This window comes from Crateriforma spongiae (assembly GCF_012290005.1).
Taxonomy (GTDB): Bacteria; Planctomycetota; Planctomycetia; order Pirellulales; family Pirellulaceae; genus Crateriforma; species Crateriforma spongiae.
Genome location: NZ_JAAXMS010000006.1, coordinates 373,632 through 397,070, shown reverse-complemented (window position 1 = coordinate 397,070; position 23,439 = coordinate 373,632). Strand labels below are relative to the sequence as shown.

At 58.0% G+C, this 23,439-nt stretch carries 20 protein-coding genes; 10 read left to right on the top strand and 10 right to left on the bottom strand.

Going from position 1 to position 23,439, the window contains the following annotated elements:
• Nucleotides 1-25: 25 nt before the first annotated feature.
• The gene (locus HFP54_RS17965; RefSeq protein WP_390657752.1) at nucleotides 26-439 is read left to right on the top strand and encodes a nuclear transport factor 2 family protein; all 414 of its coding nucleotides are present in this window, start codon (nucleotides 26-28) and stop codon (nucleotides 437-439) included.
• A gap of 76 nt (nucleotides 440-515) precedes the next feature.
• On the top strand, nucleotides 516-1,505 hold the full coding sequence (locus tag HFP54_RS17960; RefSeq protein ID WP_168566208.1) for an alpha/beta fold hydrolase: 990 nt from the start codon (nucleotides 516-518) through the stop codon (nucleotides 1,503-1,505).
• 140 nt (nucleotides 1,506-1,645) lie between these two features.
• On the opposite strand, the gene HFP54_RS17955 is transcribed toward HFP54_RS17960, so the two are convergent.
• A complete protein-coding gene (locus HFP54_RS17955; protein ID WP_197137717.1) occupies nucleotides 1,646-2,101 on the bottom strand; it encodes a VOC family protein in 456 nt (151 codons plus the stop codon).
• 2 nt (nucleotides 2,102-2,103) lie between these two features.
• Entirely contained in the window at nucleotides 2,104-2,301 is a 198-nt protein-coding gene (locus tag HFP54_RS17950) for a YciI family protein (RefSeq protein ID WP_168566207.1), read from the bottom strand.
• A gap of 529 nt (nucleotides 2,302-2,830) precedes the next feature.
• Here HFP54_RS17950 and HFP54_RS17945 point away from each other — a divergent pair.
• On the top strand, nucleotides 2,831-3,502 hold the full coding sequence (locus HFP54_RS17945; protein WP_165701178.1) for a response regulator transcription factor: 672 nt from the start codon (nucleotides 2,831-2,833) through the stop codon (nucleotides 3,500-3,502).
• On the opposite strand, the gene HFP54_RS17940 is transcribed toward HFP54_RS17945, so the two are convergent.
• The gene (locus HFP54_RS17940) at nucleotides 3,453-4,259 is read right to left on the bottom strand and encodes an ATP-binding protein (protein WP_168566206.1); all 807 of its coding nucleotides are present in this window, start codon (nucleotides 4,257-4,259) and stop codon (nucleotides 3,453-3,455) included. The genes HFP54_RS17945 and HFP54_RS17940 overlap by 50 nt on opposite strands.
• Nucleotides 4,260-4,515: 256 nt before the next feature.
• On the opposite strand from HFP54_RS17940, the gene HFP54_RS17935 reads away from it, so the two are divergent.
• Nucleotides 4,516-6,108 (top strand): hypothetical protein, encoded by a 1,593-nt coding sequence (locus HFP54_RS17935; protein WP_168566205.1) that lies wholly within the window; start codon nucleotides 4,516-4,518, stop codon nucleotides 6,106-6,108.
• A 42-nt stretch (nucleotides 6,109-6,150) separates the two neighbouring features.
• Here the strand turns inward: HFP54_RS17935 and HFP54_RS17930 are convergent, their stop codons facing one another.
• The gene (locus HFP54_RS17930; RefSeq protein ID WP_168566204.1) at nucleotides 6,151-7,164 is read right to left on the bottom strand and encodes a transglutaminase-like domain-containing protein; all 1,014 of its coding nucleotides are present in this window, start codon (nucleotides 7,162-7,164) and stop codon (nucleotides 6,151-6,153) included.
• Nucleotides 7,165-7,465: 301 nt separating this feature from the next.
• Nucleotides 7,466-8,104: a hypothetical protein gene (locus HFP54_RS17925; protein WP_146414510.1), complete on the bottom strand. Its 639-nt coding sequence runs from the start codon at nucleotides 8,102-8,104 to the stop codon at nucleotides 7,466-7,468.
• Between the two features lie 219 nt (nucleotides 8,105-8,323).
• Here HFP54_RS17925 and HFP54_RS17920 point away from each other — a divergent pair, with 219 nt between their 5' ends.
• Entirely contained in the window at nucleotides 8,324-9,367 is a 1,044-nt protein-coding gene (locus HFP54_RS17920) for a hypothetical protein (protein ID WP_168566203.1), read from the top strand.
• A 15-nt stretch (nucleotides 9,368-9,382) separates the two neighbouring features.
• Nucleotides 9,383-10,240 (top strand): aminotransferase class IV, encoded by an 858-nt coding sequence (locus HFP54_RS17915; protein ID WP_146414512.1) that lies wholly within the window; start codon nucleotides 9,383-9,385, stop codon nucleotides 10,238-10,240.
• On the opposite strand, the gene HFP54_RS17910 is transcribed toward HFP54_RS17915, so the two are convergent.
• Both HFP54_RS17910 and HFP54_RS17905 read right to left on the bottom strand, forming a co-directional pair.
• Nucleotides 10,224-11,036 carry a TatD family hydrolase gene (locus HFP54_RS17910; RefSeq protein ID WP_146414513.1) on the bottom strand — a complete coding sequence of 271 codons (813 nt, stop codon included), beginning with the start codon at nucleotides 11,034-11,036 and terminating at the stop codon, nucleotides 10,224-10,226. The genes HFP54_RS17915 and HFP54_RS17910 overlap by 17 nt on opposite strands.
• Complete coding sequence (locus HFP54_RS17905; protein ID WP_235951990.1) at nucleotides 11,037-11,315, bottom strand: hypothetical protein; 279 nt, start codon at nucleotides 11,313-11,315, stop codon at nucleotides 11,037-11,039.
• A gap of 428 nt (nucleotides 11,316-11,743) precedes the next feature.
• Here HFP54_RS17905 and HFP54_RS17900 point away from each other — a divergent pair, with 428 nt between their 5' ends.
• Both HFP54_RS17900 and HFP54_RS17895 read left to right on the top strand, forming a co-directional pair.
• Nucleotides 11,744-13,327 carry a hypothetical protein gene (locus HFP54_RS17900; RefSeq protein ID WP_168566202.1) on the top strand — a complete coding sequence of 528 codons (1,584 nt, stop codon included), beginning with the start codon at nucleotides 11,744-11,746 and terminating at the stop codon, nucleotides 13,325-13,327.
• A gap of 13 nt (nucleotides 13,328-13,340) precedes the next feature.
• Nucleotides 13,341-13,793 carry a hypothetical protein gene (locus HFP54_RS17895; RefSeq protein ID WP_146414515.1) on the top strand — a complete coding sequence of 151 codons (453 nt, stop codon included), beginning with the start codon at nucleotides 13,341-13,343 and terminating at the stop codon, nucleotides 13,791-13,793.
• An 85-nt stretch (nucleotides 13,794-13,878) separates the two neighbouring features.
• On the opposite strand, the gene HFP54_RS17890 is transcribed toward HFP54_RS17895, so the two are convergent.
• Both HFP54_RS17890 and odhB read right to left on the bottom strand, forming a co-directional pair.
• Complete coding sequence (locus HFP54_RS17890; protein ID WP_168566201.1) at nucleotides 13,879-14,724, bottom strand: DUF1559 family PulG-like putative transporter; 846 nt, start codon at nucleotides 14,722-14,724, stop codon at nucleotides 13,879-13,881.
• The gene (gene odhB / locus HFP54_RS17885) at nucleotides 14,724-16,073 is read right to left on the bottom strand and encodes a 2-oxoglutarate dehydrogenase complex dihydrolipoyllysine-residue succinyltransferase (protein ID WP_146414517.1); all 1,350 of its coding nucleotides are present in this window, start codon (nucleotides 16,071-16,073) and stop codon (nucleotides 14,724-14,726) included. The genes HFP54_RS17890 and odhB overlap by 1 nt, the downstream gene beginning before the upstream one ends.
• A 416-nt stretch (nucleotides 16,074-16,489) precedes the next feature.
• Here odhB and HFP54_RS17880 point away from each other — a divergent pair, with 416 nt between their 5' ends.
• Entirely contained in the window at nucleotides 16,490-17,710 is a 1,221-nt protein-coding gene (locus HFP54_RS17880) for an exonuclease/endonuclease/phosphatase family protein (protein ID WP_168566200.1), read from the top strand.
• Between the two features lie 67 nt (nucleotides 17,711-17,777).
• Nucleotides 17,778-20,993: a DUF5060 domain-containing protein gene (locus tag HFP54_RS17875; RefSeq protein WP_235951989.1), complete on the top strand. Its 3,216-nt coding sequence runs from the start codon at nucleotides 17,778-17,780 to the stop codon at nucleotides 20,991-20,993.
• Between the two features lie 129 nt (nucleotides 20,994-21,122).
• Here HFP54_RS17875 and HFP54_RS17870 read toward each other — a convergent pair whose 3' ends face one another.
• Nucleotides 21,123-23,291 carry a TolC family protein gene (locus HFP54_RS17870; RefSeq protein WP_168566199.1) on the bottom strand — a complete coding sequence of 723 codons (2,169 nt, stop codon included), beginning with the start codon at nucleotides 23,289-23,291 and terminating at the stop codon, nucleotides 21,123-21,125.
• Nucleotides 23,292-23,439 lie beyond the last annotated feature (148 nt).

Genomic DNA, 23,439 nt, shown 5'->3' with positions numbered 1-23,439 from the left:
AACCGCGGCCGTCCTTCCGACGGACATCCGGCCTCCGTTCGATCGCAAGTCGGCTTTGGCCAAGGTCCAGGCGGCCGAAGACGCTTGGAACAGCCGTGACCCGCACCGCGTTGCTCGCGCCTACAGCGTCGATTCCCAATGGCGAAATCGAGACCAGTTCTTTGTCGGACGCGAAGCGATCACGGAATTCCTGACGGACAAATGGCAACGCGAACTGGATTACCGATTGGAGAAGGAACTATGGAGCTTCACCGAAAACCGGATCTCTGTCCGTTTTGAATACGAATGGCACGATGCCACCGGGCAATGGTTTCGCACGCATGGCAATGAACACTGGGAATTCGACGACGACGGTCTGATGCAACGTCGTGACATGAGTGCCAATGACGTTGCGATTGAGCCGACCGAACGACGCCTGGTTGACGCCGCGACGAACTAACACACACGCGGTCTTTTCCAAAACCTGACAACGATTGAATCAACACACAACCACATTCAAAAACAAGCCCACTTAAATGACATACCGTTACACCGGAGCATTGGCTCTATTGACCCTGACGCTTCTTGCTTCACCCGCCGTCGTCGGGTCGGAGCCCCGCACGACCGTTCGAGCGGCCGATCGGTCGGACACGACGACGACAGTGCACCATCGCACCGACACGGTCGACGAACTGGAGATCTTTTATCGCGAATCGGGACCGGCCGACGCGCCGACGATCGTGTTGCTGCACGGTTTCCCGACGTCGTCACACATGTTCCGCAACCTGATCCCAGGACTGTCTGATCGCTTTCACGTGATCGCGCCGGACTATCCCGGTTTTGGCAACAGTTCCATGCCTTCGGTCGACCAGTTCGATTACACGTTCGATCGCTTGGCGGATGTGATCGGTCATTGGTTGGATCAACGTGAAATCAAGCGATACAGCTTGTACTTGATGGACTACGGTGCTCCGGTCGGTTTCCGATTGGCCGTACGGCATCCCGATCGGGTTCAGTCACTGGTCATCCAAAACGGGAATGCTTACGAAGAAGGTCTGGGCACGTTCTGGGATCCGCTTCGGGCCTACTGGAAAGATCGCAACGAAACGACGGCAGAGCCGTTGAAGGAGTTCTTGAAGTTGGACGGCACACGGTGGCAGTACACCCACGGTGTCCGCGATGTGTCGAAAATCAGTCCCGATAACTGGCGGGTCGATCAACCGTTGCTGGACCGTCCCGGAAACCAAGCGATTCAATTGCAACTGTTTTATGACTACGGCAGTAACCCAAAACGTTACCCGGCATGGCAAGCCTATCTGCGAAAGCATCAACCGCCGACGTTGATTGTGTGGGGAAAGAACGATGAAATCTTCCCCGCATCGGGAGCCACACCCTATCAGCGTGACTTGCCCGACGCCGAACTGCATTTGCTGGACACCGGCCATTTTGCCCTGGAAGATCGCGGCGAAAGGATCGCCCAATTGATGCGTGACTTCCTGACTCGTCATGTCTCGGCGGTTCAGTGAACGCCCCTTGACCGAACGGTCGCAAAGTCTTGCGGCCGAAACTTGAATCGGATCAACGCGGTACTCATCGCGTCAGCGGGATCGATGAAGAGACGTCTCTGTGGCACCAGATCATCTGAACTGCCATCCGCCCGATTCACCTAATCGACCTGGGCGTGCTTTTGTTCGGGATCGACGCACATCACCATCCACGGCACGCCGAATCTGTCGGTGACCATGCCATAGGACGGCGACCAGAACGTTTTGACCGGAGGCATCTCAGGTTTGCCACCATCGGCCAGGTGGTCAAAGACTTGGCGGATGCGTTCCGGGTCATCGGTGGTGTAAACCATACGAAACCCGTTCATTCCGACCGAAGCATCTTCAGCCATGCTTGCACCATCGGATGCCATCACAACGGTGTTTCCGATGCGAACCGACGCATGCATGATCTTGTCGTCGAAACCTGCGGGAATTGGACAATCGGGATTGGGTTCCGGGTTGTCTTTGAACCGCATGACGAACAGGATCTCCGCGTCCAGTCGGGACTCGTAGAACCGCAGTGCTTCTTCGCAGTGGCCGTCGAAGAACAAATAGGTCGACACGTTGGGGGTCACAATCAGTCTTCCTTTTGCAGAGTTTCGCGAAGCTGGCATTCTTTCTGTGCGATGCCACCGTCGGGGTCGACGTCGGCGAAGTCTTCGATTTTAAAGAGACGTCGAATCTCGATGTGAGTGTCTTCCGCCATCGGACGCGGACAGCGACGAACCCACCGTACCGCTTCGTTGGTCAATTTCTGGACGGATTCGTCGAGCATCGAATGCCATTCGAAAGTTCGATGGCTGCCGGGGAGATTTCGGTCAGTCGACGCTTCCTCGGCCAAATCGAAATCGCCCAAGCACCGCGCCAAAGTGGCGAAGACGCGACGAGAATCTTGTCGGAAGATTTTTTCGACCGCGACTTCGATTTCGGCCACAGCACAAACGGGGGGGGGAATGAATCACGCCACACAGCGGAAGACAAACGAAACCCGAGGGTTTCAAAACGCAGAGACGACGACCGACTTGTCACTGCAGCACACCTTGAAATCAAAAATCACGACGACTCGTCTCCGATTGATCGCATGAAACGGGTAAACTGAACCGAACGTGAATGGAAGTGGAGCCTCAGTGGCGCGTCAGACTTTTTGGGATGTCCAGTGTCCAGCGGTTGGACCACGGGCGTAATTCGAAAATCTGAGCCCTTATGTCCGACTTAAAGCACGCGGCATGTAAAAAACACGTTAAACTGAGCCTCCTCTTTGAATCCTTTTCTGACATTCGAGCGTTGTACGTATGACGGACACAATGCCAGCGACGACATCGAACGGGCGTACCGCCGAGTCGGTGGTCTATCTGATCGACGATTACCCTGACGACTTGTTGCTGTTGCGGAAACTGTGCGAATCCATCGGATTGAAGGTACGCACGTTTGCTTCGCCCACTGAATTTTTACAGCTCGCCGACCTTGGGGCCAAAGGTTGCATCGTCGTCGACTTGATGATGCCACAAATGAGCGGGCTGGAATTGCACCGCGAATTGGCCAGCCGCGGCAGTTCGATTCCGATCATCGTCGTCACCGCGCACGCGGATGCGGCGACCTGTCGTGAAGCGTTCAAAAGCGGGGTCTTCGATTTCATCGAGAAGAGCTTTAACCCGCACGAGCTGGTGCAAGTGATCCAGAAAGCTTTGCGCCATAGCGAAGACACGGAACACGTCAGCCGGATCCGTGAACAATCCCTGATCAACTTGGACCGCATTTCCCCTCGCGAACGCGAGGTCATGGAATTGCTGGCGGCCGGAAAGACGCTGAAGGAGATCGGCCAGAGCCTTGGCATTTCTGTCCAGACCGCGTCCAAGCACCGGGGCAAATTGTTTGAAAAGTTGGACGTTCAAAACGAAGTCGAACTGTTCAAGCTGTTGCTGACGGTCAATCCAGATCGGGGCCGTCCGAGTGCGGGCGAAGCATCGGGTGTGTGATTTCCACGGCGGCACCGCCGCCGACTTCACCGCACAACACCAGGCCGCAATTCTGACGCTTCGCCAAAGCGTCGGCGATGGCCAGCCCCATTCCGGGACGCATCGGGTTGGCTGCTGAACCACGTTCAAAGGGCCGCAACAATCGCGGCGCCAGCTGCGGCGGGAACCCCACGCCGTTGTCTTGAATCAGGCACGTCCATCCTTCGGCGGTCGGCTTCACACCAACGGTAATTTCCAGTGTCCGTTTTTCGTCGCGATAACGGACCGCGTTGTCCAACACTTGGTGCAACATCTTTTCGAACGAATCGAAATCCACCTCCGGATCGACACCGGCGTGGACGTCCAGCCTGGCGTCGTCGATGCTGTGCTGCCGACAAACATCGTCCCAAACTTGACGTAAGATTTCGGTCAGCGGTTTTTCGCCGACCATCGTCCCCGGATCGGGCGGCATGATGGCCATGCACCACGAACGGATCGCATCCAGCAATTCGTCCATCGACCGGCCGGCCCGCTGGATCACGTTCAGACTGTCTTCGATGTCGGTAACATCGTCGCCATGTTTCTGTCGCAGGTCATCGTCGGCAATTCGCTGCCAAGCTTCGGCGGCAATGCTATGGAACCCGCGGACGTGCCGGACCGGCCCCCGCAAATCATGCAGCATCCGACGCAGATCTTTCGGGTCGATCGTCACGCCATCTTGAGGTGGCGTACCGGAGCTCTTTTTATCGGAGCCGTCCATACCGGGACCTGGATTCATAGATTTGCGTCAGTGGAGGTTTGCGATTCGGGTCGTCGGTGTCCGATGCAGTTTACCCCATCCGATGGCCGATGCTTTGCGAGCGTGCCAAAGACCCAGCGTCTGGCAAAGACGGCAAATTGAATCTCGGCATTTTGGGCAAAGTTTAAGCAGCCGGAAAAGTCACCGCGTTTAACAAGATCGCTTCGGCCGATAGGACCAGAACGGACGCGATTGACACCACACCTGTGCCGCTTTGCCCGCTTGCCACTGCCTCATGCCCGCCTTTCGTCCCGGTCGCCACGTCACTCCATTAGCTCATCACGTCCAGCGGTACGTTGTGACCTGGATAGGCGTGTGCGCTTTCGGTTTCACGACGACGGCGCAGGAAACTTGGACACTTCCCAGCCCCAACGACATCAGATCGGATGCTGCCAACCTGGACGCACCGCTGTGGTCTTCGCCCGAGGTGGTCCCGCCGGGCAGGGAAATGGTGCTTGGCAACGAAACGGTGATCGGCAGCCAATTGAACGCTTCGGCCGAGGCCGATGGCGTGCAAGAGTCATCCGTTTTCCAGAGTCCCGCGCCGGACATGGTGATCGAATCTGATGCGTCTGAAATCATCGGCCCTGCGTTTGATGAGCCAAGTCCTGTGTTCGACGTTCCAGGCAACGTCGTGTATCCCCAATCACCGACGACGTCGGTGATCATGCAGGGTCGACGGCCATGGCTAAACCTGGACACCGATTTTTCCGATCCGTTGTTGGACTTTCAAAACCGACAGACAGACAAAGAACAGATGATCCTGCGTCACGCATGTCATCGCGACGCATTCACACCGGCGGTGTACGTCGGCGGACAAGCCCGACTGTCTTTGTTGGCGGCGACCACCAACACGACGGACAAGTTTCCGTATCTGGGTCGATTCCCCACCGACTTTTCTGGCGACAGCGCGACCGACGCGCGACTGTTGCAGGCCAACGGTCATGTCACGGCCCACGTCACACCGATGGCCCATGTGTACGGGGAGTGGCTTTTCTCCGACGTATTCACGTTCCCGGATCACCGGCAAGGCAGTCTGCAAGTTCGCCAAGCGTACGCCGTGTTTGGCGATTTTCGGCAGAGCCCCTGGTACCTGTACTTGGGAAAAAAGAACATCGGTTTTGGCGACCTTGGAACACTCAGCCCGTTCACCCAGTCCGTCGTTTGGCACTACTTTTCCGCGTTGGCCGAAGGCGTAGGCCTGGGGTACTTTGATGACCGGTGGCACGTCACGGTTGCCGCGATCAACGGTGGTCGAGGGATCCGCGTGGCCGATTCGACATCGCGTGGAAAGCTGAACAACTTCGCCGCCAACGTCCGTTTTCGTCACGGCGATATCGAACTGGGACGCATCCAACTTGGCAGCGGTTTTCTGCTAGGGACCATCTACGATGGATTCACCGCCGAACACCTGGATGCCAACCAATTCGGTGACGACAACAACAGCGCATGGAATCTGTTCGGCCAATTCGAATTCATGGCGGTCACGCTGGCGGGCGAATGGGTTTCGACGACCGAAGCGTGGCCGGTGACCGGATCGATGGTCCAAGCGTATCGGTTGGAAGCCGCGTACTGGCCCCACCGTGGACCGGGGTTTTCCGTCTGGTCATTCAGTTACAGCGATGGTGATCAGGGCGGCCCAGGCACCGAGTTTGAATTCAACCGACAACTGGTGTTGGGTTACCAAAAACAACTGTCGCACCACATGCGTGTGTCGGCTGAGTATGTCCGCAGCACGGGATTCGCGCCGCTGATCGACATCACCACGGTCAGCGATCGCGACGTTGCCCAGGACAGCCTTGTGTTGGGCGCGACCATCGTCCTGTAGCGGCCAGCCGGATGGACCGAAACGTCCGCACCCGGCATTCGATCAAACGTCGACCTGTTCCAACACGAACGTCGGATTTGGATCGCTGCGTCCTTTGACTTCGCAGGTGAAGAATTCCGTCAGATAACGCTGAGGCTTGCCGCGTTTTTCCGGGACACGAAAGCGATCGCCTTTCTGTAGAACCGGACGGTATTCTTCGATGCCACCGAATTGCCGAGTTCCCGCGGCTTGGCAGGGGAACCAGTGCCCGTCGCCATCGGCATCTTCCAGATAGAATTCCGGGTAACAGTGTTCGGGCACCCAAACCATTCGCGCGGGAATTTTGGCGTTGCGGCACAAAGCAACGACCAGACTGGTCATCTCTTCGCAATCGCCGTATCCATTTTCCAATGCCAACGAAGCACGTTGGATCGGTCCGTTGACGTAACGCACATTGTCCCGCACATAGTCGTACATGCGTTCGACCAACTGCCACGCATTGTCATAGGGTTCCGCTGACAATTCGGCATAGGCCGCGCGGATCGTCCGGTGTGTATGATCGATCTCGGGACTGGTTCCCAAGTACAGCTTGATGTCCCGCGACGGTCGCGTGGGAATCACCAGATCATCGGTGACCTCCGGTGCAACGATTCGATGCTTCTTCACATCGAATTCGAACATGATTTCGGTCTCGCTGCTGGCCGCCACCTTGGCCACCGACGCGACCACTTGGGTCGTTCCACCGGGCGCCGGACGTGTGATCCAGCGGGTCATCGGATTATCGATGTTTTTGGCGACCAATCGGACTTCTTGTTCGGGCCAGTTGACCGGAATCGGAAACGTCGCAATCACGTTTTGACACGTCGAACCGGTCTTCAGTGACAGCCCCATCCGCCATCGATGGGTTTGCGGCAAATCAAACGAAACACGCGGCGTGCCTTCGGATTCCTGATCGCCGCGTCGCGATCGACGACTTTGCGCCACGGCATCGCGATGGTATCCGAGCGTCGTGGCGGCGGAGACGGCCGTCAATCCGGCCAACGATTGTGAACAAAACTGGCGACGATCAAGCGGCATGATGTCGATTCGGGTGGCAGGAAGGGGAAGAATTCAACTTGTTCGGATACGGGTCACCGATGGTGGCCCTAGAAAAACAGACCGGTCACGCATCGCCGCCGCACGGGCTCGTCGAACGACGGCGATACGATTCCAGTCTAGTCGGTGAACGATTCCAAGCGTTCGTCTTTTCAGGCCACTGCTTTTTATCCAGCGGATGGATTTCGGCATTACCCGACGTTCACTTTTGCGTTCAACGTTCCGGGCCGACCAAACGCTGAACTCAAGGGCGGACGTTCCAAGACCCTGTGTCGTGCGAACGCTACTGGACGATTTGGCGGTCGACGATGCGATCGCCGTGTTCGTCATACATATCGTTCATGAAATCTTGAACAGGCGACATTTGACTGTTGTAGCGGGGCTGGAACCCGTCGCCGCCCATCACACCGCTGCCCATGACGCCATCGCCGATCACTTGTCCGTCGTACACCATCGGCGTTCCATAAGGATCGACGTACGCCCCGGTGGACGAACCACAGCCACAGCCGGATTCCAGAGTCGGTGATCCATAGCAACTGCTGCACGTCGGTGCAGGCATCACGGCAGCCGGCGGGCACTGCGGTTCACAATACGTCGGGGCGGTCACGACCGGCGTGGGAGCATAAGTCGGGGCCGGTGCGTAGGTGGGCGCCGGAGCGTACGTTGGAGCCGGGGCATAGGTGGGCGCCGGTGCGTAAACGGGCGGAGCAACCTGAGCGGCCGGCGGGCATATCTGTTGTGTCCTCGATCGACATCCGCCCAACAGTCGGTTGGTGCACGAGCCGATCGTGTTGCACAAACCGCAGCGGGCACCACGTCCAAAGAAGAAGTTGCGTAGCCCACTGCATCCCGATGACGTGGAAACGGTCAACAGAACCAGCACAATCATTACTTTGCGGATCATCATCATCTTTTCCTTCATTAACAAACCGAGCCTATTCGTTGATCCCGATGAAGGACCGCACAAAACTAGGTCGCCTGGAGTGTTGTGCAAACGCAACATCGTTTTTTTTCAGCAACATTTTGATGTCCTACCTCCACAGCCTTCCCCGCTACGTCCTGTATCCATATGACTCCACCGCAGCGCAACAGCTTGACGACGTGTTGTCGGACGCGTCGATCGATCCTGGGAATTCAACGAGTGGCTTGTCTTTCACTCGTAGCGTCAATCACGTTCGGCTTGACCGGCATCGCCGCCAGTCCTGATCTTCCGCCGATCACGGTCGACGCATCGATCCCTTCGTCTGAAACCCTGCAATCAACGTCACGAATCGGTTCACTGGGCATACCCCAAGACCGTTTGTGGATGTTCAGCACCCGCGGAATGCAAACCAGCGTTTGTGCGGCACCGTTGGAATCACCCAACTTTCGTGTCTATCAGCTGGACACCTGTGGCCGGATCCATCCATCATCGTTGGACATGTACTTGGCCAGCCGTCAAAGCGATCGTCCGACGGTGGTTTACGTGCATGGCAATCGTGTGGATTCATCGGCCAAAGCCATCGAACGCACATTGGCGGTGTACCGCAGCGTTCGGCGTTACCAACACTGCACCGGACAATTCGGCGGTTCGATCGACTGGGTCTTGTGGAGTTGGCCCAGCGAACGCCAAGGATTCGGCCTGAATGACGTGCGCATCAAAGCCGCGCGGACCGATACACAGGGTCTGTATCTGGCTTGGCTGCTGCGAGAACACGTGAAAGCCAGCCAGCCGACGTCGATGATCGGATACAGCTTTGGCGGTCGCGTGATCACAGGCGCGCTGCATGCGATGGCCGGCGGCACGCTGGGGCGACGACAATTACCCGGCGAAAAAGTGACCGGTGCGGCAATCGACATCGGCTTGGTCGCGCCGGCGTTGGAAGACGATTGGTTGGCCGAAAGAGGCTATCACCGATTGGCAACCCAGAACCTGGATTCCATCCATTTGCTGTACAACCGACGCGATGTTGTGTTGAAGAATTACTGGCGGTTGGATCGCATCCGAAACGCCGATGCCTTGGGTTACAGTGGTCCGTCACGTTTCGCACCACGCCATGACGGGACTCGTTTGCCGGTCCGAGCCCGGGACTGTGCCGCGGTGGTCGGCCGGCATCACAGCGAAATGGACTATTACACGTCCAATTGCGGTGCCGGCCCGACGATGCAAACGGTGATCGACCATTGCCTGTTCCCCAACCCGTGATGTGAATTCGATCCCATGATCCTGGGCGAATACTTTCAAAACGGTCGCTGGTACGACACACCGCCGCCGCGAATCGACAGCACCGATTTGGGGTTCCGCCAAGGCGTGACCGCGGTCGAAAGGCTTCGCACGTATCACGGACAACCGTTTCAAACCGACCGCCACCTTCAACGGTGGTGGGACACCGTTGAAGCATTGGGCATTGCGTCGCTGCCGTCCAAAGAATCGTTCATCGCATTGTTTGACGAACTGATCGAGCGGAACCGTGCGACGATGGCCGTCCATGGCGATGTCGGCATCACGTGGCTGGCGACCCCCGGCGGTGAATCGAGATCGCCGACATGCATCTTGCAGATCCAAAGCCTGGATCACCAACGGCATCAACGCTGGGCACAGTCCGGACAACCCCTGGTCATCACCGACGTGACCCAACCACCGCCCAGCAGTTGGTCACGACAAATCAAAACACGATGTCGATTGCACTACTACTTGGCGGACCAGCAAGCCAAACGCAGGCAACCGGATGCCGCCGGCGTGTTGTTGGACGGCGACGGTTCGATCACCGAAACCAGCACCTGTAACCTGGCGATTCTTTCGCAGGGCACACTATGTTCACCACCCAAAGATCGCATTTTGCATGGCGTGACCCAAGCCGTGGTCGAATCCATCGCGGGCGATTTGGGCATCGGCTGGACCCTGGCCCCGATCACCCCACAGCAAATGCGTGATGCGGACGAAGTGCTGTTGATGGGGACCGACGCCGGCGTGTGGTATGCCGGTGAAGTCGACGGTTGCCAAAAGCACTGCGACCACGACAGCGTTTACAGACGCATCAAAGCAGAATTCGACCGACGGGTCATGCCCGCGGATTGAAGTTGAAGTTCTTGCTGCGTGAAAAGAACTCCAGCGGATTCTCGTAAACCACTTTGCGGATCAACGATTCGCTGTGGCCGCGTCGTCGTAATTCAAAGATCAAGTCCGGCACGGCGGTCGGCTTGCTGGGCCCCCAATCACCGGCCGAGTTGGCCAACAACCGTTCACCGCCGGTGCGTTCGATCATGTCGGCGGCGCGTTGCGGCGTGCACTTGGTGACCGGGTACAACGTCATGCCGGCCCAAAATCCACGATCCAAGACTTCGTCGATCGTGTGTTCTTCGACATGATCGACCAACACGCGATCGGCATCCAATCGCGTGTCGGATTGCAACATGTCCAAGATCATTCGCGTCCCCTGGTATTTGTCTTCCAGGTGCGGCGTGTGGATCAAGATCGGTTGGTTGTACTTGGCGGCCAAGTCCAAGTGTTCCAAGAACACCGTGGCTTCATTCTTGGTGTTCTTGTTCAATCCGATTTCGCCGATCCCCAACACGTTGGGCTGATCCAGAAATTCGGGAATCATCTGGATCACGTCGCGCGACAACGACACGTTTTCGGCTTCTTTGGCGTTGATGCACAGCCACGTGTAATGCTGAATGCCGTATTGGGCGGCACGACGCGGTTCGACCTCGGTCAATTGACGAAAATAGTCTCGAAAACCGTCGACGGTGCCACGATCAAAGCCGGCCCAGAACGCCGGTTCGCTGATCGCGACACATCCCATGCGGGCCAACGTTTCATAGTCGTCGGTGATCCGCGAAACCATGTGAATATGGGGGTCGATGTAGTCCATTTACAGTTCCATTTTCTCTCGCCACTGGGCATCGTAGGGTCGGCTGAACAGAAACTGCAGTCGGGCCGCACGATCGGGATCATCCGACGCCAAGATCTCGATGGCTTGATCCAACTGGATTCTTTTGTCCGAATCGCCAAGCCCGTCACCGCCGGGTGCCGACTGCATCCGATCCAGCGCAGCGGCAATTTCCAGCATCTTGGAGCGGACTTCCAGATAGCTTTCGTTCAGGATCGTTTGGGCGTCTTGTTGGGACAATGTCACGTCGGATGATGGCATCGTTGCGACTCAATCATGATGGTGGCTCCCCGAACCGAGGCGTTGATTTCGGCCAAGCGACCGAATGTTTGGGGAAACCCGAATTATAAACCACTGCGGTCGCGCGATCATCCGCACGCATGACCATCGCCGTCGTTTGTAGCGATCACAACGAATGTAAGGGTTGTCCGTCGCCCACCGCCGCGCCGATACCGATCTGTGAGCCATCCGATGACACGTTTGTCAGAACGAAAGCTACGTTTCCTGTACGGGTGCGGCCTGGTCGCTATCCCGTGAATTGAACGTTTTGTGATGGTTGTCGGGAAGGGGAACTCGACAACGATCCGTTGTCCGCAACGCCGGATTCCCATCTCCGCTGGTCGTCGCGTTCGTCATCCGTCGCAAGATCAAACGACATCGGAACGTGGCGTTTAGGGGGGTGCTGTACGATGCCCGGGTTATCACTGACCTATGAATTTCTAGCCGAAACCGCCAACGCTGCGGCCGTCGACGTGCTGGCGTCGGCCCTTTGCAGCGGCGATCCGGACGCTCATCGACGCGCCGTTGACGCTTTGCTGCGGCGACGCTGTGAACGATCTGGCCGATGCTTGGCGTTGCATTGGCCGTCATTGACATCGGAACAACAAGAACGACTTGTTCCGCATGCCAAGTGGTTTCGAACGTTCATCGCTGAACGTCTGTCAGGCGATGCCGACGTGGTGCTGCCGGCTTTGCGGGCTTGCAAGACACTGCAATTGGTCGACCTGACCGACACGATTGCTCGCTTGGCAGAAAACGGCAAATCCCACGCGATTCGTCATGCCGCCGCCGACACGATTCGCTCGATTGCTCAACAGCTTGGGGATGCGGCACGATCGGGACAGGTCAACGTTCTCGGCCGGTCGGCCTTTGTGACTCGTTTGGCCGCTAGTGCCCGTCGCTTCTCGATGCACCGAAACCACACCATGGTGGAGGCGTTTCTGTTGGCATCGACTTGGTCCGACAGCGAACTGCGTCGATGCATGAAAGACGATTCGGGGATCGCCGAGTTGCTGACCGACTGTTTGGTCAAGGCGACCGATCGCAGCTTGATCGATTTGCTGGCCGCCGGCGTTCGTCGACGCGACTTGGGGGATGTATTGGCCGGTGCGATCCAAGATCGTACGGACGAAACATTCCAGTCATCGTTCCTAACGTGCGTGGGAACTGATCCGACACCCAACACGATCAGCAACTTGAAACAGCTGGGCATTCCGCGGTGCTGTCGTCAAGCGTTCAGCGAATCGGATCAACTGTCCGATTCGCACCAAGCCGCCCTGATCTATGTCTGGTCCTATGGCAGCGGCGACTGGGAAGACACCCTGACATTGGCGTGTGATGCATTGCAACATTGCGGCGAATCCGTAATCCCAGCCGTGCTGACCGCATTGAAACGAACGGAACCCCAGGCCGCCGAATCGTGGTTGGAAGCGGCCAAACACGTCAGCAGTGATGATCCGGCGCAGATCCAACAGCACCGCAAAGCCCGGTTGTTGATGAACTTGATCGAGATGCTGGATCATCCCGACCAGCGGATCGGCGAAGCGGCGCGTGAGGTCCTGCGTCCGTTGCATGCCGCGGCAATGCTGCCGGTCATGAACACACTGGGCCAACGCAGCCGTCGGATCCTGGGACGTGTGGTGATGATGGTCGACAATCAAGCGATCCAACACGTCAGCGATTCGCTGCGTCACCCCGTGCTTCAAAATCGGCTGGACGCGTTGCTGGCCGTCGATGCGTTCGCGGCGATTGATTTGCTGAGCGATTCGATGAAACACATTGTTCGCAATGATCACCAAGAAGCCCGTCGCGTGGCCGCCGAAGTGATGGCCGATGGAACGGGCGAAGCAACGTTGAACTTGCTGATTGAAATGGCAGATCTGCCGGAAAGCAGTGCACGCGACGCCGCACGCCGTTCTTTGGAAAAGCGAAAGGAAACGGACACGGAATTTCCGGCAAATGTGTCCGACCTTAGCGAGCTGAACCTGAACTAGGGCGAAGATGAACATGTGGTCCACCATTTTTTCCAAGGCAAGCTCGGTTACCGAAGCCACGTTACCACTGGCCGAAACCGTCATGCGTGACGTCAGCCTTCAGTTCCGCGAACAAAAGGTTGAATCGGAGTGGCACGGCGAACTGTGGTTTCTGGCGATCCCGGTGATCGCGATTGCCGCGGCGCTGGTGATCTACCAGGCATTTCGCCGCCAAACCGCCCCCGAAAATTCGCCGCACCAGTTGTTGCTGGACTTGGGGCACGCCCATCGTTTGGATCGCAAGTCGATGCAATTGATCGATCATTTGACCGAAGCTGCAGGGATGAAACATCCTGCGGCGATCATGGTGTCGGTCGATGCGTTCGATGCCGCGGTGCGTTTGGTCCAGCGAAAGTCGGGTCTGGGTGATAAGGACCAACCCGTCTTGGCCGACATTCGGCGACGCTTGTTTGTCGCCGAAGCCTAAGCGGAAAGCGATCGCCATCATCCGGTTCGCGCTGAAGCCAATCGCAATGAAGCCCATCACGCTGACGCTGATCACGCCAAGCTGATCACTCTGGCACCTGCGCGTCGGCTCGGTCGGTCATCTGACGCAGCGTGGTCAGGTCGATGTTGTCGGCGACAAAGGACCAACGTCCGCTGCCCAACAGCACGTGCGCTCCGTCCACGTGATCGCTGCCAAAGCCGCCGACGACGCCCAACGTCGTGGTGACGTCGTCGCCGGGAACCAAAGTTTTCGACACGTTGATCGAATGCCCACCGTTGCGAATCGACGACCGGGTGCCGCTGGCCCAGCCGTGGTCGTCCGGCAGAGGCAATTTTTCGCCGACGAAGACCGTGTATTCCAAACCGTCACGCACATCATCGGCGTCCAGAAAAACGTTGGCCATCAAAACGCCATTGTTGTCGGGCGCGATGGGGGTTTCGACCGAACCCTGATTGCCCGCATAGCTGGTCACATTATCGGGCAACCCGTCAAAAGCGGGGCAACGCAGTTCTGGAACGATGGTCTGCAGCACCGCCGCGTTGGACGACGAGTAAATGCTGGCCGAACGATCGATCGATTCGGCCAATTCCGGATGGTCCATTCGGGCGATCAGCCCGGTCAACCAGTTATGGTGAAACCCGGTGGGGTCATTACAAACCGCCGATGATTCGTCGAAAGTCCCTGACGGATAATGTCCGAACGTCGAATGGTACGACCCCAGCGCCGTGGCGATCCGTTGCAAGTGCGTCTGACAAATGATGCGTCGCGACCGTTGTCGCGACTGCAGCATCCATGGAATCGCCAGGGCGACAATCAACGCGATCAAGAACAGCACGAAAACGACTTCGCCCACCGAACGGCCGCCTCGTATTGGCGGCCACGATTCCGATTGCGTGCTTGTCGACTTCATCACACCTCTAAGAACATTCTTGCGGGATCTTCGATCACTTCTTTGATTGTCGTCAGAAAACCGACCGCTTCGCGACCATCGACGATTCGATGGTCGTAGGTCAACGCGACATACATCATCGGGCGGATCACAACTTGGCCGTCTTCGGCGACCGGTCGTTCTTGGATCGCATGCAGACCCAAAATCCCGCTTTGTGGCGGATTAACGATCGGGGTGCTTAACAGCGAACCATAGATACCGCCGTTGCTGATGGTGAACGTTCCGCCCATCAGATCAGCCGGCTGCAACCGATTTTCGCCGGCTTGCCGAGCATAGTCCCCAATGGACCGTTCGATTTCCGCGAACGACATGCGTTCAACGTTACGCAAAATCGGTACCACAAGTCCTTTGCCGCCACCGATTGCGATACCAATGTCTTGGTAATTCTTGTAGACGATGTTCGCGTCACGGATCTCCGCATTGACGGCCGGGAATCGTCGCAGGGCTTCGACAGACGCTTTGGCAAAGAAGGACATGAAGCCCAGCTTGACGCCGTGCTTTTCGTGGAAGCTCTGCTTGTACTTATTGCGGATGTCCATCACCGGCTGCATGTTGATTTCGTTGAACGTCGTCAACAGGGCAGCGGTTTGTTGGGCTTCGACCAAGCGTGCCGCGATGGTCCGCCGCAACATGCTCATCGGTTTGACTTCTTCGCCCCGGTGCAGCGAACTGGTCATCAACGATCCGTCGATCGTCGGACGTTGGGCCGGCGTCATGGGGGCGGCGGGCGGTTGGAATGCCGCCGGCGTGGTCGACGCCGCAGTGGTCGGTCCACCTGGCCGGGTCGTTGCGGGGGCAGCCGACGGGGCGGGATCGGAAGGTCGCGATCGGATGTAAGCCACCACGTCTTCCTTCAGCAATCGACCGCCCGGCCCAGTTGCGGGGACTTGGTCACCACGCAGGCCGTGTTCGTCCAACAAACGCTGAGCGGCCGGCATCACGAAACCGCCGCCCTTGCCGGCGGGTGCCGACGAGGCAGGTGCGGGACTGGGGGCTGCCGGGGCGGGTGTCGGTGCGGCGGACTGAGACGATGCCGATTTGCCGCCACCACCGCCGGCGGGAGCTTCGCCGGGCTGGATGGACGCGATGACTTCACCGACGGTCGCAAATTCTTCCTCTTTCTTCTGAATCGACGTCAGCACACCGGCCACTGGCGCCGGGATTTGAACGGACGCCTTTTCCGTTTCAATTTCCACCAGGTCTTCGCCGGCGGCCACGTGGTCGCCTTCGGATTTCAGCCACTGGCCGATCTGGACTTCGGAAATGGATTCGCCCACGGTGGGGACTTCGACGCTAACAAGATCGCTCACGATCGTTTCTGACTTCCGTTCTAGAGGGCGGAACGTGGGATGCCGACGCGACATTGCCGCCGGGGAAGACCACCGACCGGCCATGGTTCGTCTGTGGGGCAACGTGGATCATCGGCGCCGTTTCGGCGTCCGGGACCGACCAAGTCGTCGCAGCCACCCCACTAAGAATACCGATACGACGTGGTGGTGTCAGGCCGGCGCCGCCGGCAATTCGCGGTCATTCGTGTTGATTCGGTGAAGCGTTAAATCTGGTTCGATCCCTAGGTGCTGGATCTTCTGCACCCCAATTTCACCAGGCGGCCTGGGCAATCCACATGCGCCCAAAGCATCACGGTGTGACGGTCCGATTCCATAGAAACGAGTCACCTGATTCCAAAGGAAGGTTCCTTCGATCGTTTGCCGGAGTCCCCATCGCGATGTCTGAACACCGTGGATATTTGATCCAGACCGGCATCGCTCTGCTGGTCGTCGTCGGCGGCGGATGGTATTTCATCAAACATTACGAAGTGTCCGGGCTGGATCGCGTGTCGGTGCGACCCAAATCCGGCGATGCCGTCGATGCGGACCGCGTCAGCTTTGCCGCCAACCGATCCGATCCTTTGACCCCGGGGACCGGAATGCAGACGGCCAGCGTCGTGCCGGCGGCATCACAGCCCAATCCATTCACGTCATGGTGGAACGGTGACGGTCTGGCGGGAAAGTCCGATAAAGATGACTCCACCGCCGGCCCCGATTTCGACAGTGACACGTCGGTCATTCGCAACACGTTCGCTAAAGCCAATGTGCCCGTGGCCACCCCGAACCGCGCCGCGGTCCCCACCCACGCCTTTCGCAATCTGCGGATCGCGTCATGGGCGATGGGCGGATTCGGACCGACCAAGTTGCGGGACCCGATGATTCGGAAAAACGTGATCCGGATCTTGCGTCAATTCGACGTGATCGCGTTCCAACAAGTCAGCTCGATCGAACGTGACGTCATCCCCCGTTTGATCGATGCGGTCAACGAAGGACAAAGTGAAATCAGCGGCGCCTCGCGATATGACTTCATCCTGTCGAATCCTAATTCCGCCGCCGCAGCCGATCCGTTGCTGGGCGAACAGATGGGCTTCATCTTTGACACCAGCCGTGTCCAGGCGGATCGCACGCAGACCTACACCGTGTCCGATCCGTCCGGTGCGATGTCGCATGATCCACTGGTCGCCTGGTTCCGTGCGGCCGAACCGTCCCCGTCGGAAGCCTGGACGTTTTCCATGGTCAACGTGCGGATCGAACTGACGCGGGCGCGTGACGAGGTTGCTTTGTTGTCGGGCATTTTGAAAGCCGTCGCCGAAGACGGTCGTGGCGAAGACGACATCGTCTTGGCGGGTCTGTTCCAAGCCGACGATGCGTACCTGATCCCCAGCGTCGCCGGCGGACGGTTGCAAGCCGTCGTGCATAGCAGCCCGACCGATGTGTTCGCCAATCATCAGACGTCCAACATTCTGGTGCGTCCCTCATCGACCAGCGAATACTTGGGCCGCGGCGGTCCGCTGAATTTCCTGAGGGTCTACAATCTTTCGCTCAGCGAAGCAGAAGCCATTTCGCCGCACCTGCCCGTGTATGGCGAATTTACTGCGGTGGAGGGTGGCCACCTTTAACGTCGATTTGAATTACATTGTGCCCGGGTTAAATACTCAATTCCTAGGCACTACACGTAAACGATCGATGAAACTGAATCTTTCCCCCACAATCGCCACGTTGGCGATCATTGTCGGCATGGCTGGGACGTCCCAGGCGAAAACGCCGATCACCAGCGCGCAAACCGTTTTCGCGGAAAGCGACGGCATCGCTGCGGTCGAAGCGGAACACTTTTTTGACCAACAAAAAGTCGATACACGCGCTTTCTATCTGACCACTTCGGAAACCCAGCCGAAGTTTTCGCCCGACGGCGACCCGCCCCATGTCGGCGGCGCCAGCAACGGCGCGTACTTAGAAATCTTGCCCGACAGCCGACGCAATCACGGCGAAAAACTGATCAAGGGCACCAACTTTTCCAGCACGCCCGGCGAATTGGCCGTGGTCAGCTACAAAATCAACTTCCAAAATCCGGGTCGCTATTACGTTTGGGTCCGCGCCCATTCGACCGGCAGCGAAGACAACGGGATTCACGTCGGACTGGACGGCAATTGGCCCGACAGCGGCAAACGCATGCAATGGTGCGCGGGCAAACGCACGTGGCACTGGGAAAGCAAGCAACGCACCGAGAAACAACACTGCGGTGAACCCTACAAGATCTTCTTGGATGTCCCGACCGCCGGCGTTCACACGGTGCATTTCAGCATGCGTGAAGACGGGTTTGAATTTGACAAGTTCATCCTGACCCAGAACCGCGATTTCCAGCGTCCCGATGACGTCGGTCCCGCGCCGGTTGTCCACGCCGGCCCCCAACCGCCGACGTTCGCTTATGTCGAAGCCCCCGCGGCGGCCAACGACGCGCCTCAACCGAGCGCCGATGCCAACACGCACCAGCAAAACGGTGGCCATCAAGACGCGGCCAAGTCGCTGGCGATGACCGCGTCGTCGTTCACACTGGACGGCACCGGGTTTTATCTGCACAACGGCAAATGGGCTGCGGTGAATCCCGATCGCAACAAGTCCGGTTTGGCGGGCAAGACGTTTCCTTTCCCCTCCGGAAAGTATCACGTCACCTTGGAAGCGGTCGGCGAAAGCGATGGCGAATCGACGTACCAAGTGATGGCCGACGACCGGACGATCGGCCAGCACCAATGTCCGCTAAGCGACAAAATGTTCGAAGCCGGTTCGCGATACAACAAAACTTGGAAATCGGTCGACTTGACCGAAGGTGATGTGATCAAGGTCAAAGCAACGATCGCTTCGAAAGACGGGCAAGAATACAGTCGCGCCCGCTGGGCCGCGGTCAGTTTCGAACCGGCCGATGACGCAACCCTGGCCGCCGCACAACCTTTCTTGAAAGCCGCCGCGGTTGCCAAGAACGAACCGGCAAAATCCGCCAAGCCCGCCACCAGCCCGACCACCCCGGTCAGCACAAAACCGCTGATTCAACCGCGTGGCGCCGACGGTGACGGTTCGATCGCGGTTTCCGGAACCTTGGAAGCCTGGCATAAGGTCACCCTGACGATGAACGGTCCGTTCGCCCACGAACAGGACAACGAACCCAACCCGTTCACCGACATGGACATGACGGTCACGCTGCACCACGACGATGGAACCACCTATGTGATCCCCGGCTACTTTGCCGCCGACGGTGACGCCGCGAATACGTCGGCCGACCAAGGCAATCAGTGGCGTGCCCACTTTGCCCCCGATCGTCCGGGTCGCTGGACCTACAAGGTCTCGTTCCGTCGCGGTGACGGCGCCGCGCTCGATCGTGATGCGGATGCAGAAACCGTTTCGCCTTTTGATGGCCAATCGGGAACGTTGAAAATCGCCGCCAGCAGCGCCGACAAAGACAGCTTCCGTTCCAAGGGACGTCTGCAATACGTCGGCCAGCGTTACCTGCAACACGCCGACAGCAAAGAATTCTTTTTGAAGGCGGGTGCCGACGCTCCGGAAACCTTGCTGGGCTATGCCGAATTTGACAACACGATCGCCGGTAAGAAGGATCGTGTGCCGCTGAAGACCTACCAGGCCCACATCCGCGATTGGCAAGACGGCGACCCGACCTGGGCCGACGGTAAGGGCAAAGGCTTGATCGGTGCGATCAATTACTTGTCCGGCAAAGGATGCAACGCATTCTCTTTCTTGACGTACAACGCCGGTGGCGATGGCGACAACGTTTGGCCCTTCATCGATCGCAACGACAAGATGCATTATGACTGCAGCAAGTTGGATCAATGGGGCATCGTGTTCGACCACGGCACCGACCGAAACATGTACCTGCACTTCAAGATGCAGGAAACGGAAATCGACGATCATCATCGCGGCCACAACGGTTCGGCCAACTCGGTCCCCGAGTCGCTGGACGGCGGCAACCTTGGCGATCAGCGAAAACTGTATTGCCGCGAACTGATCGCTCGATACGGCCACAACCTGGCGCTGAACTGGAACCTGGGTGAAGAAAACACTCAATCCACCCAGCAACTGCAAGACATGATCAATTACATCGACGCGTTGGATGCGTACGACCACAACGTCGTCTTGCACACGTTCCCAAACCAACAGGACAAACAATACCGTCCGTTGATCGGTGACAAATCCAAGTTGACCGGCCTGTCGCTGCAAAACAGCGGAATCAAAGACACCCACTGGCAAACCGTCAAATGGGTGCGTGAATCCACCGCCGCCGGCAAGCCTTGGGTCGTCGCCTTTGATGAATCGGGAACCGCCGCCCACGGCCAGTGCCCCGACCTGGGTTACGAAGGCTACGACGGCCGCGACAATTCCGGCAAAATGACGTATACCGAGCATGACGTGCGACGTCAAACCCTGTGGGGACACCTGATGGGTGGCGGCGCCGGCGTGGAATACTACTTCGGTTACAAGTACACCCAGAACGACTTGGTTTGCGAAGACTGGCGTTCACGTGATCGCAGCTGGGACTATTGCCGTATCGCTTTGGAATTCTTCAAAGACAACCAAATCGCGATTCAGGAACTGATGCCTTCGGATGAGGTGATCGGAAACAACCTGACCAACGGCAGCAACGAAGCCAATGCAAAGTACTGCCTGGCCAACCCTGGCAATCTTTATCTGGTCTTCCTGGCGACCGTCGGCGAAACCGAGTTGGATTTGTCCGGTGTCGATGGCGAATTCGAAGTCGGCGTGTTTGATCCTCGCAAGGGCGGTGACGTCAACTACGACGGCACCACCGTGCAAGGCGGATCCAAGGTCACGCTGAAGTCGCCTGCCGCCGGTGAAAAGTCCGCCGACGACTGGTTGCTGGTCGTGCGACGCAAGTAAGTCGTCGGGCGACCGTGATGCGATGATCGGTCACCGCATCGCGACTGTATGAATGATCTAGAGTAGGCGGCCGGATGCTTCCAGCATTCGGCCGCTTTTTTTTGTCCGTCGTCGGTGCCACCGTTCGTGTCAGCGACGCACGTCCGGGACCAAGATCGGAACCACGCCGGCGACGGTTTCATTTTCGCCGGTCTTGTTGTTCTCGGGATCGTCCTTGGGCGCTGGCATGATGCCGTCATCGTCCTTCTTCACCGGCCCTTCGTTTCCACCTTCTGACGGCGGCATCGACTGGTAGACCTCGGACGTCACCGGCATGCCGGTGGATTGAATCGCCGACGGATCAAACGGTCCGGACGAAACCGGTCGCGGCACATGGACCTTTTCGGGTTGGTGGCGCGGTTTCAAGAATCGTCCGACTTCGTACGCATCACGATAGGCATCGGGGCACCAAGGGCCTTCGCCCAATTGGATCTGGTTGTACGCCAACAGCGACCCCTTGTTGCCGTGGACGTCGCGGATGGCCAGGTTGTACGCGGCCAAGGCTTGATAGAACTGTTGTTCGCTGGTGACGACCTGGCGTTGTGCTTGCAGCAGGAAGTTGATGTTGTCGGTGCCGTCCAGATAACGACGACGCAACACTTCGACCTGACGCAAATCGGCCAAGTAGCGGTTGTAGTTGGTTTCGACCAACTGATACGTCACGTCCAACGCACGCGTCGCCGCAGTCAGTTCGTGGCTGACACGCAATTCGGCGTCGGCCAACAATGCTCGTTCGCGTTGCAATGTCAACTTGGCGTTGGCGATCGCCGCACTGGCCGCTCGCAATCCGACCGGCAACGACAACTCCATGCCCATTTGCCATTCTTCGAACTGGCCGCCGGTGATTTCACCGTACAGGTTGTCAAGACTGCCGTGGCCTTCACTGCCGATCAAGTGATCGCCCAACCCGCGGACACGATAGATGCCCAGGAAATCCAATTGCGGTCGCTTGTTCAGCCGTGCCGCATAAAGTTCCATTTCACGTCGTTTGACTTGCAAACGTTGCCGGCGAATTTCGACACGTCGCTGCAAGGCTTGGGACAACGCACTGTTCCAGTCGAACGTAACGCGAACATCGATCGGATCGGTGGTCGGACGGATCAGCGTTCCATCGCTGGCCGGCATGCCGATCAGATAACGCAGTTCACGTTCCAGTTCATACAGACCCTGGGTGCCGCCAAGCGCGTTTTGCACTTGGGCATCGAATTGGTAGTACTGCGACCTTGCTTGGGCTTCTTCGTCACGGCGTCCGGTACCGACTTCCAATCGGACTTGTTGGAACTGCAACGTCTGCAACGCGGATTCGCGGCCCTTTAAGTTGGCTTCCAAAACCCGATAGGCTGTGGCCAAGTTCCAGTAAGCGGCTTCCACGTCCGACACGACACCGATCACGTTGCGTTCAAATTCAGCCAACGACACGTCTTCGTTGACCCGCGCGATCAAGACACCGTTGTACTGACCGGGAACCGATCCGTTGCCAACGATGCGATTGAACTGGGTACCCGCACCACGCATCAAAGGTTGGCGATACTCGGCTTCGAAATACCCGATGAAGGAACTTCGCAGGAAGTTGAATGGCCGGTTGTTGCGGTCATAGTTGACGTTGTGCCGCAAGGCAAAGCTGGCACCCTGTGCGGTGCGTTTGGACAGCTCGTTGGAGAAAACCGATTGGGTCGCTTGAAGTGCCAGTGGACTGAACTGGATCGCGATCGGGTTGTTGGGATCCACGTTGTTAGGCGTGTCGACCTTGTTCCAACTAAGCGTCTGCGCGTATTGGGCATCGAACGCTGCCAACGCCGCTTCGACACCTGAGAACGGATCGGAGTGGGCCATCGCCGGATCGTAAACGGTCGATACCGATTGTGGCGAAACGACTGCGTTGGTGCCGGTGCGACGCAGGACGGGGCTTTGCGAAATGGCCCGCCGGATCGCTTCATCCAACGTCATTTCCAGCGCGGGAATCTTCGACGGGTCTTCCAGAGTGACCGGTGCCGATGCCGCGCGGGCGGCCTGGCTGGTCGGCGTCGCGCACTGGGCAACTTCGGGGTATTCGATCCGCAGGGCCGAATTGTCGTGATACGACGTCTTGGTGTCGTGAGGCCCATCGGGCAGATGGCGAAACACGCCGCATCCCCCGATCGATTGCACGACGGTCCCGATCACCATGGCTGCAACCAGGGCTCGCTTTCGTTCAAAGCGTCGACTGCGACGCTTCGTCGATGCATCGGCAGAGCTGTGCGGGGATGTCGTGTCTGACATAGCGAGGTCGCCTCGATCAGGAACGCTTGTGGTGCTGCGGTACAGACGACGGACATCCGAATATCGCTCGGGACGAATTTTCCGCTACCGTCGTCAGCACCGTCATCGGACATACACACCGCATTTCTGGAACGACCGGCGCCCGAAG

What these genes read in the sequence shown, in the direction of transcription:
- HFP54_RS17890 (WP_168566201.1), bottom strand. Translation starts at nt 14,724, where the DNA reads ATGAAGTCGACAAGCACGCAATCGGAATCGTGGCCGCCAATACGAGGC.
- HFP54_RS17905 (WP_235951990.1), bottom strand. Translation starts at nt 11,315, where the DNA reads ATGCCATCATCCGACGTGACATTGTCCCAACAAGACGCCCAAACGATC.
- HFP54_RS17935 (WP_168566205.1), top strand. Translation starts at nt 4,516, where the DNA reads ATGCCCGCCTTTCGTCCCGGTCGCCACGTCACTCCATTAGCTCATCAC.
- HFP54_RS17900 (WP_168566202.1), top strand. Translation starts at nt 11,744, where the DNA reads ATGCCCGGGTTATCACTGACCTATGAATTTCTAGCCGAAACCGCCAAC.
- HFP54_RS17930 (WP_168566204.1), bottom strand. Translation starts at nt 7,164, where the DNA reads ATGCCGCTTGATCGTCGCCAGTTTTGTTCACAATCGTTGGCCGGATTG.
- HFP54_RS17875 (WP_235951989.1), top strand. Translation starts at nt 17,778, where the DNA reads ATGAAACTGAATCTTTCCCCCACAATCGCCACGTTGGCGATCATTGTC.
- HFP54_RS17940 (WP_168566206.1), bottom strand. Translation starts at nt 4,259, where the DNA reads ATGAATCCAGGTCCCGGTATGGACGGCTCCGATAAAAAGAGCTCCGGT.
- HFP54_RS17870 (WP_168566199.1), bottom strand. Translation starts at nt 23,291, where the DNA reads ATGTCAGACACGACATCCCCGCACAGCTCTGCCGATGCATCGACGAAG.
- HFP54_RS17925 (WP_146414510.1), bottom strand. Translation starts at nt 8,104, where the DNA reads ATGAAGGAAAAGATGATGATGATCCGCAAAGTAATGATTGTGCTGGTT.
- HFP54_RS17910 (WP_146414513.1), bottom strand. Translation starts at nt 11,036, where the DNA reads ATGGACTACATCGACCCCCATATTCACATGGTTTCGCGGATCACCGAC.
- HFP54_RS17960 (WP_168566208.1), top strand. Translation starts at nt 516, where the DNA reads ATGACATACCGTTACACCGGAGCATTGGCTCTATTGACCCTGACGCTT.
- HFP54_RS17945 (WP_165701178.1), top strand. Translation starts at nt 2,831, where the DNA reads ATGCCAGCGACGACATCGAACGGGCGTACCGCCGAGTCGGTGGTCTAT.
- HFP54_RS17915 (WP_146414512.1), top strand. Translation starts at nt 9,383, where the DNA reads ATGATCCTGGGCGAATACTTTCAAAACGGTCGCTGGTACGACACACCG.
- HFP54_RS17950 (WP_168566207.1), bottom strand. Translation starts at nt 2,301, where the DNA reads ATGCTCGACGAATCCGTCCAGAAATTGACCAACGAAGCGGTACGGTGG.
- HFP54_RS17895 (WP_146414515.1), top strand. Translation starts at nt 13,341, where the DNA reads ATGTGGTCCACCATTTTTTCCAAGGCAAGCTCGGTTACCGAAGCCACG.
- HFP54_RS17880 (WP_168566200.1), top strand. Translation starts at nt 16,490, where the DNA reads ATGTCTGAACACCGTGGATATTTGATCCAGACCGGCATCGCTCTGCTG.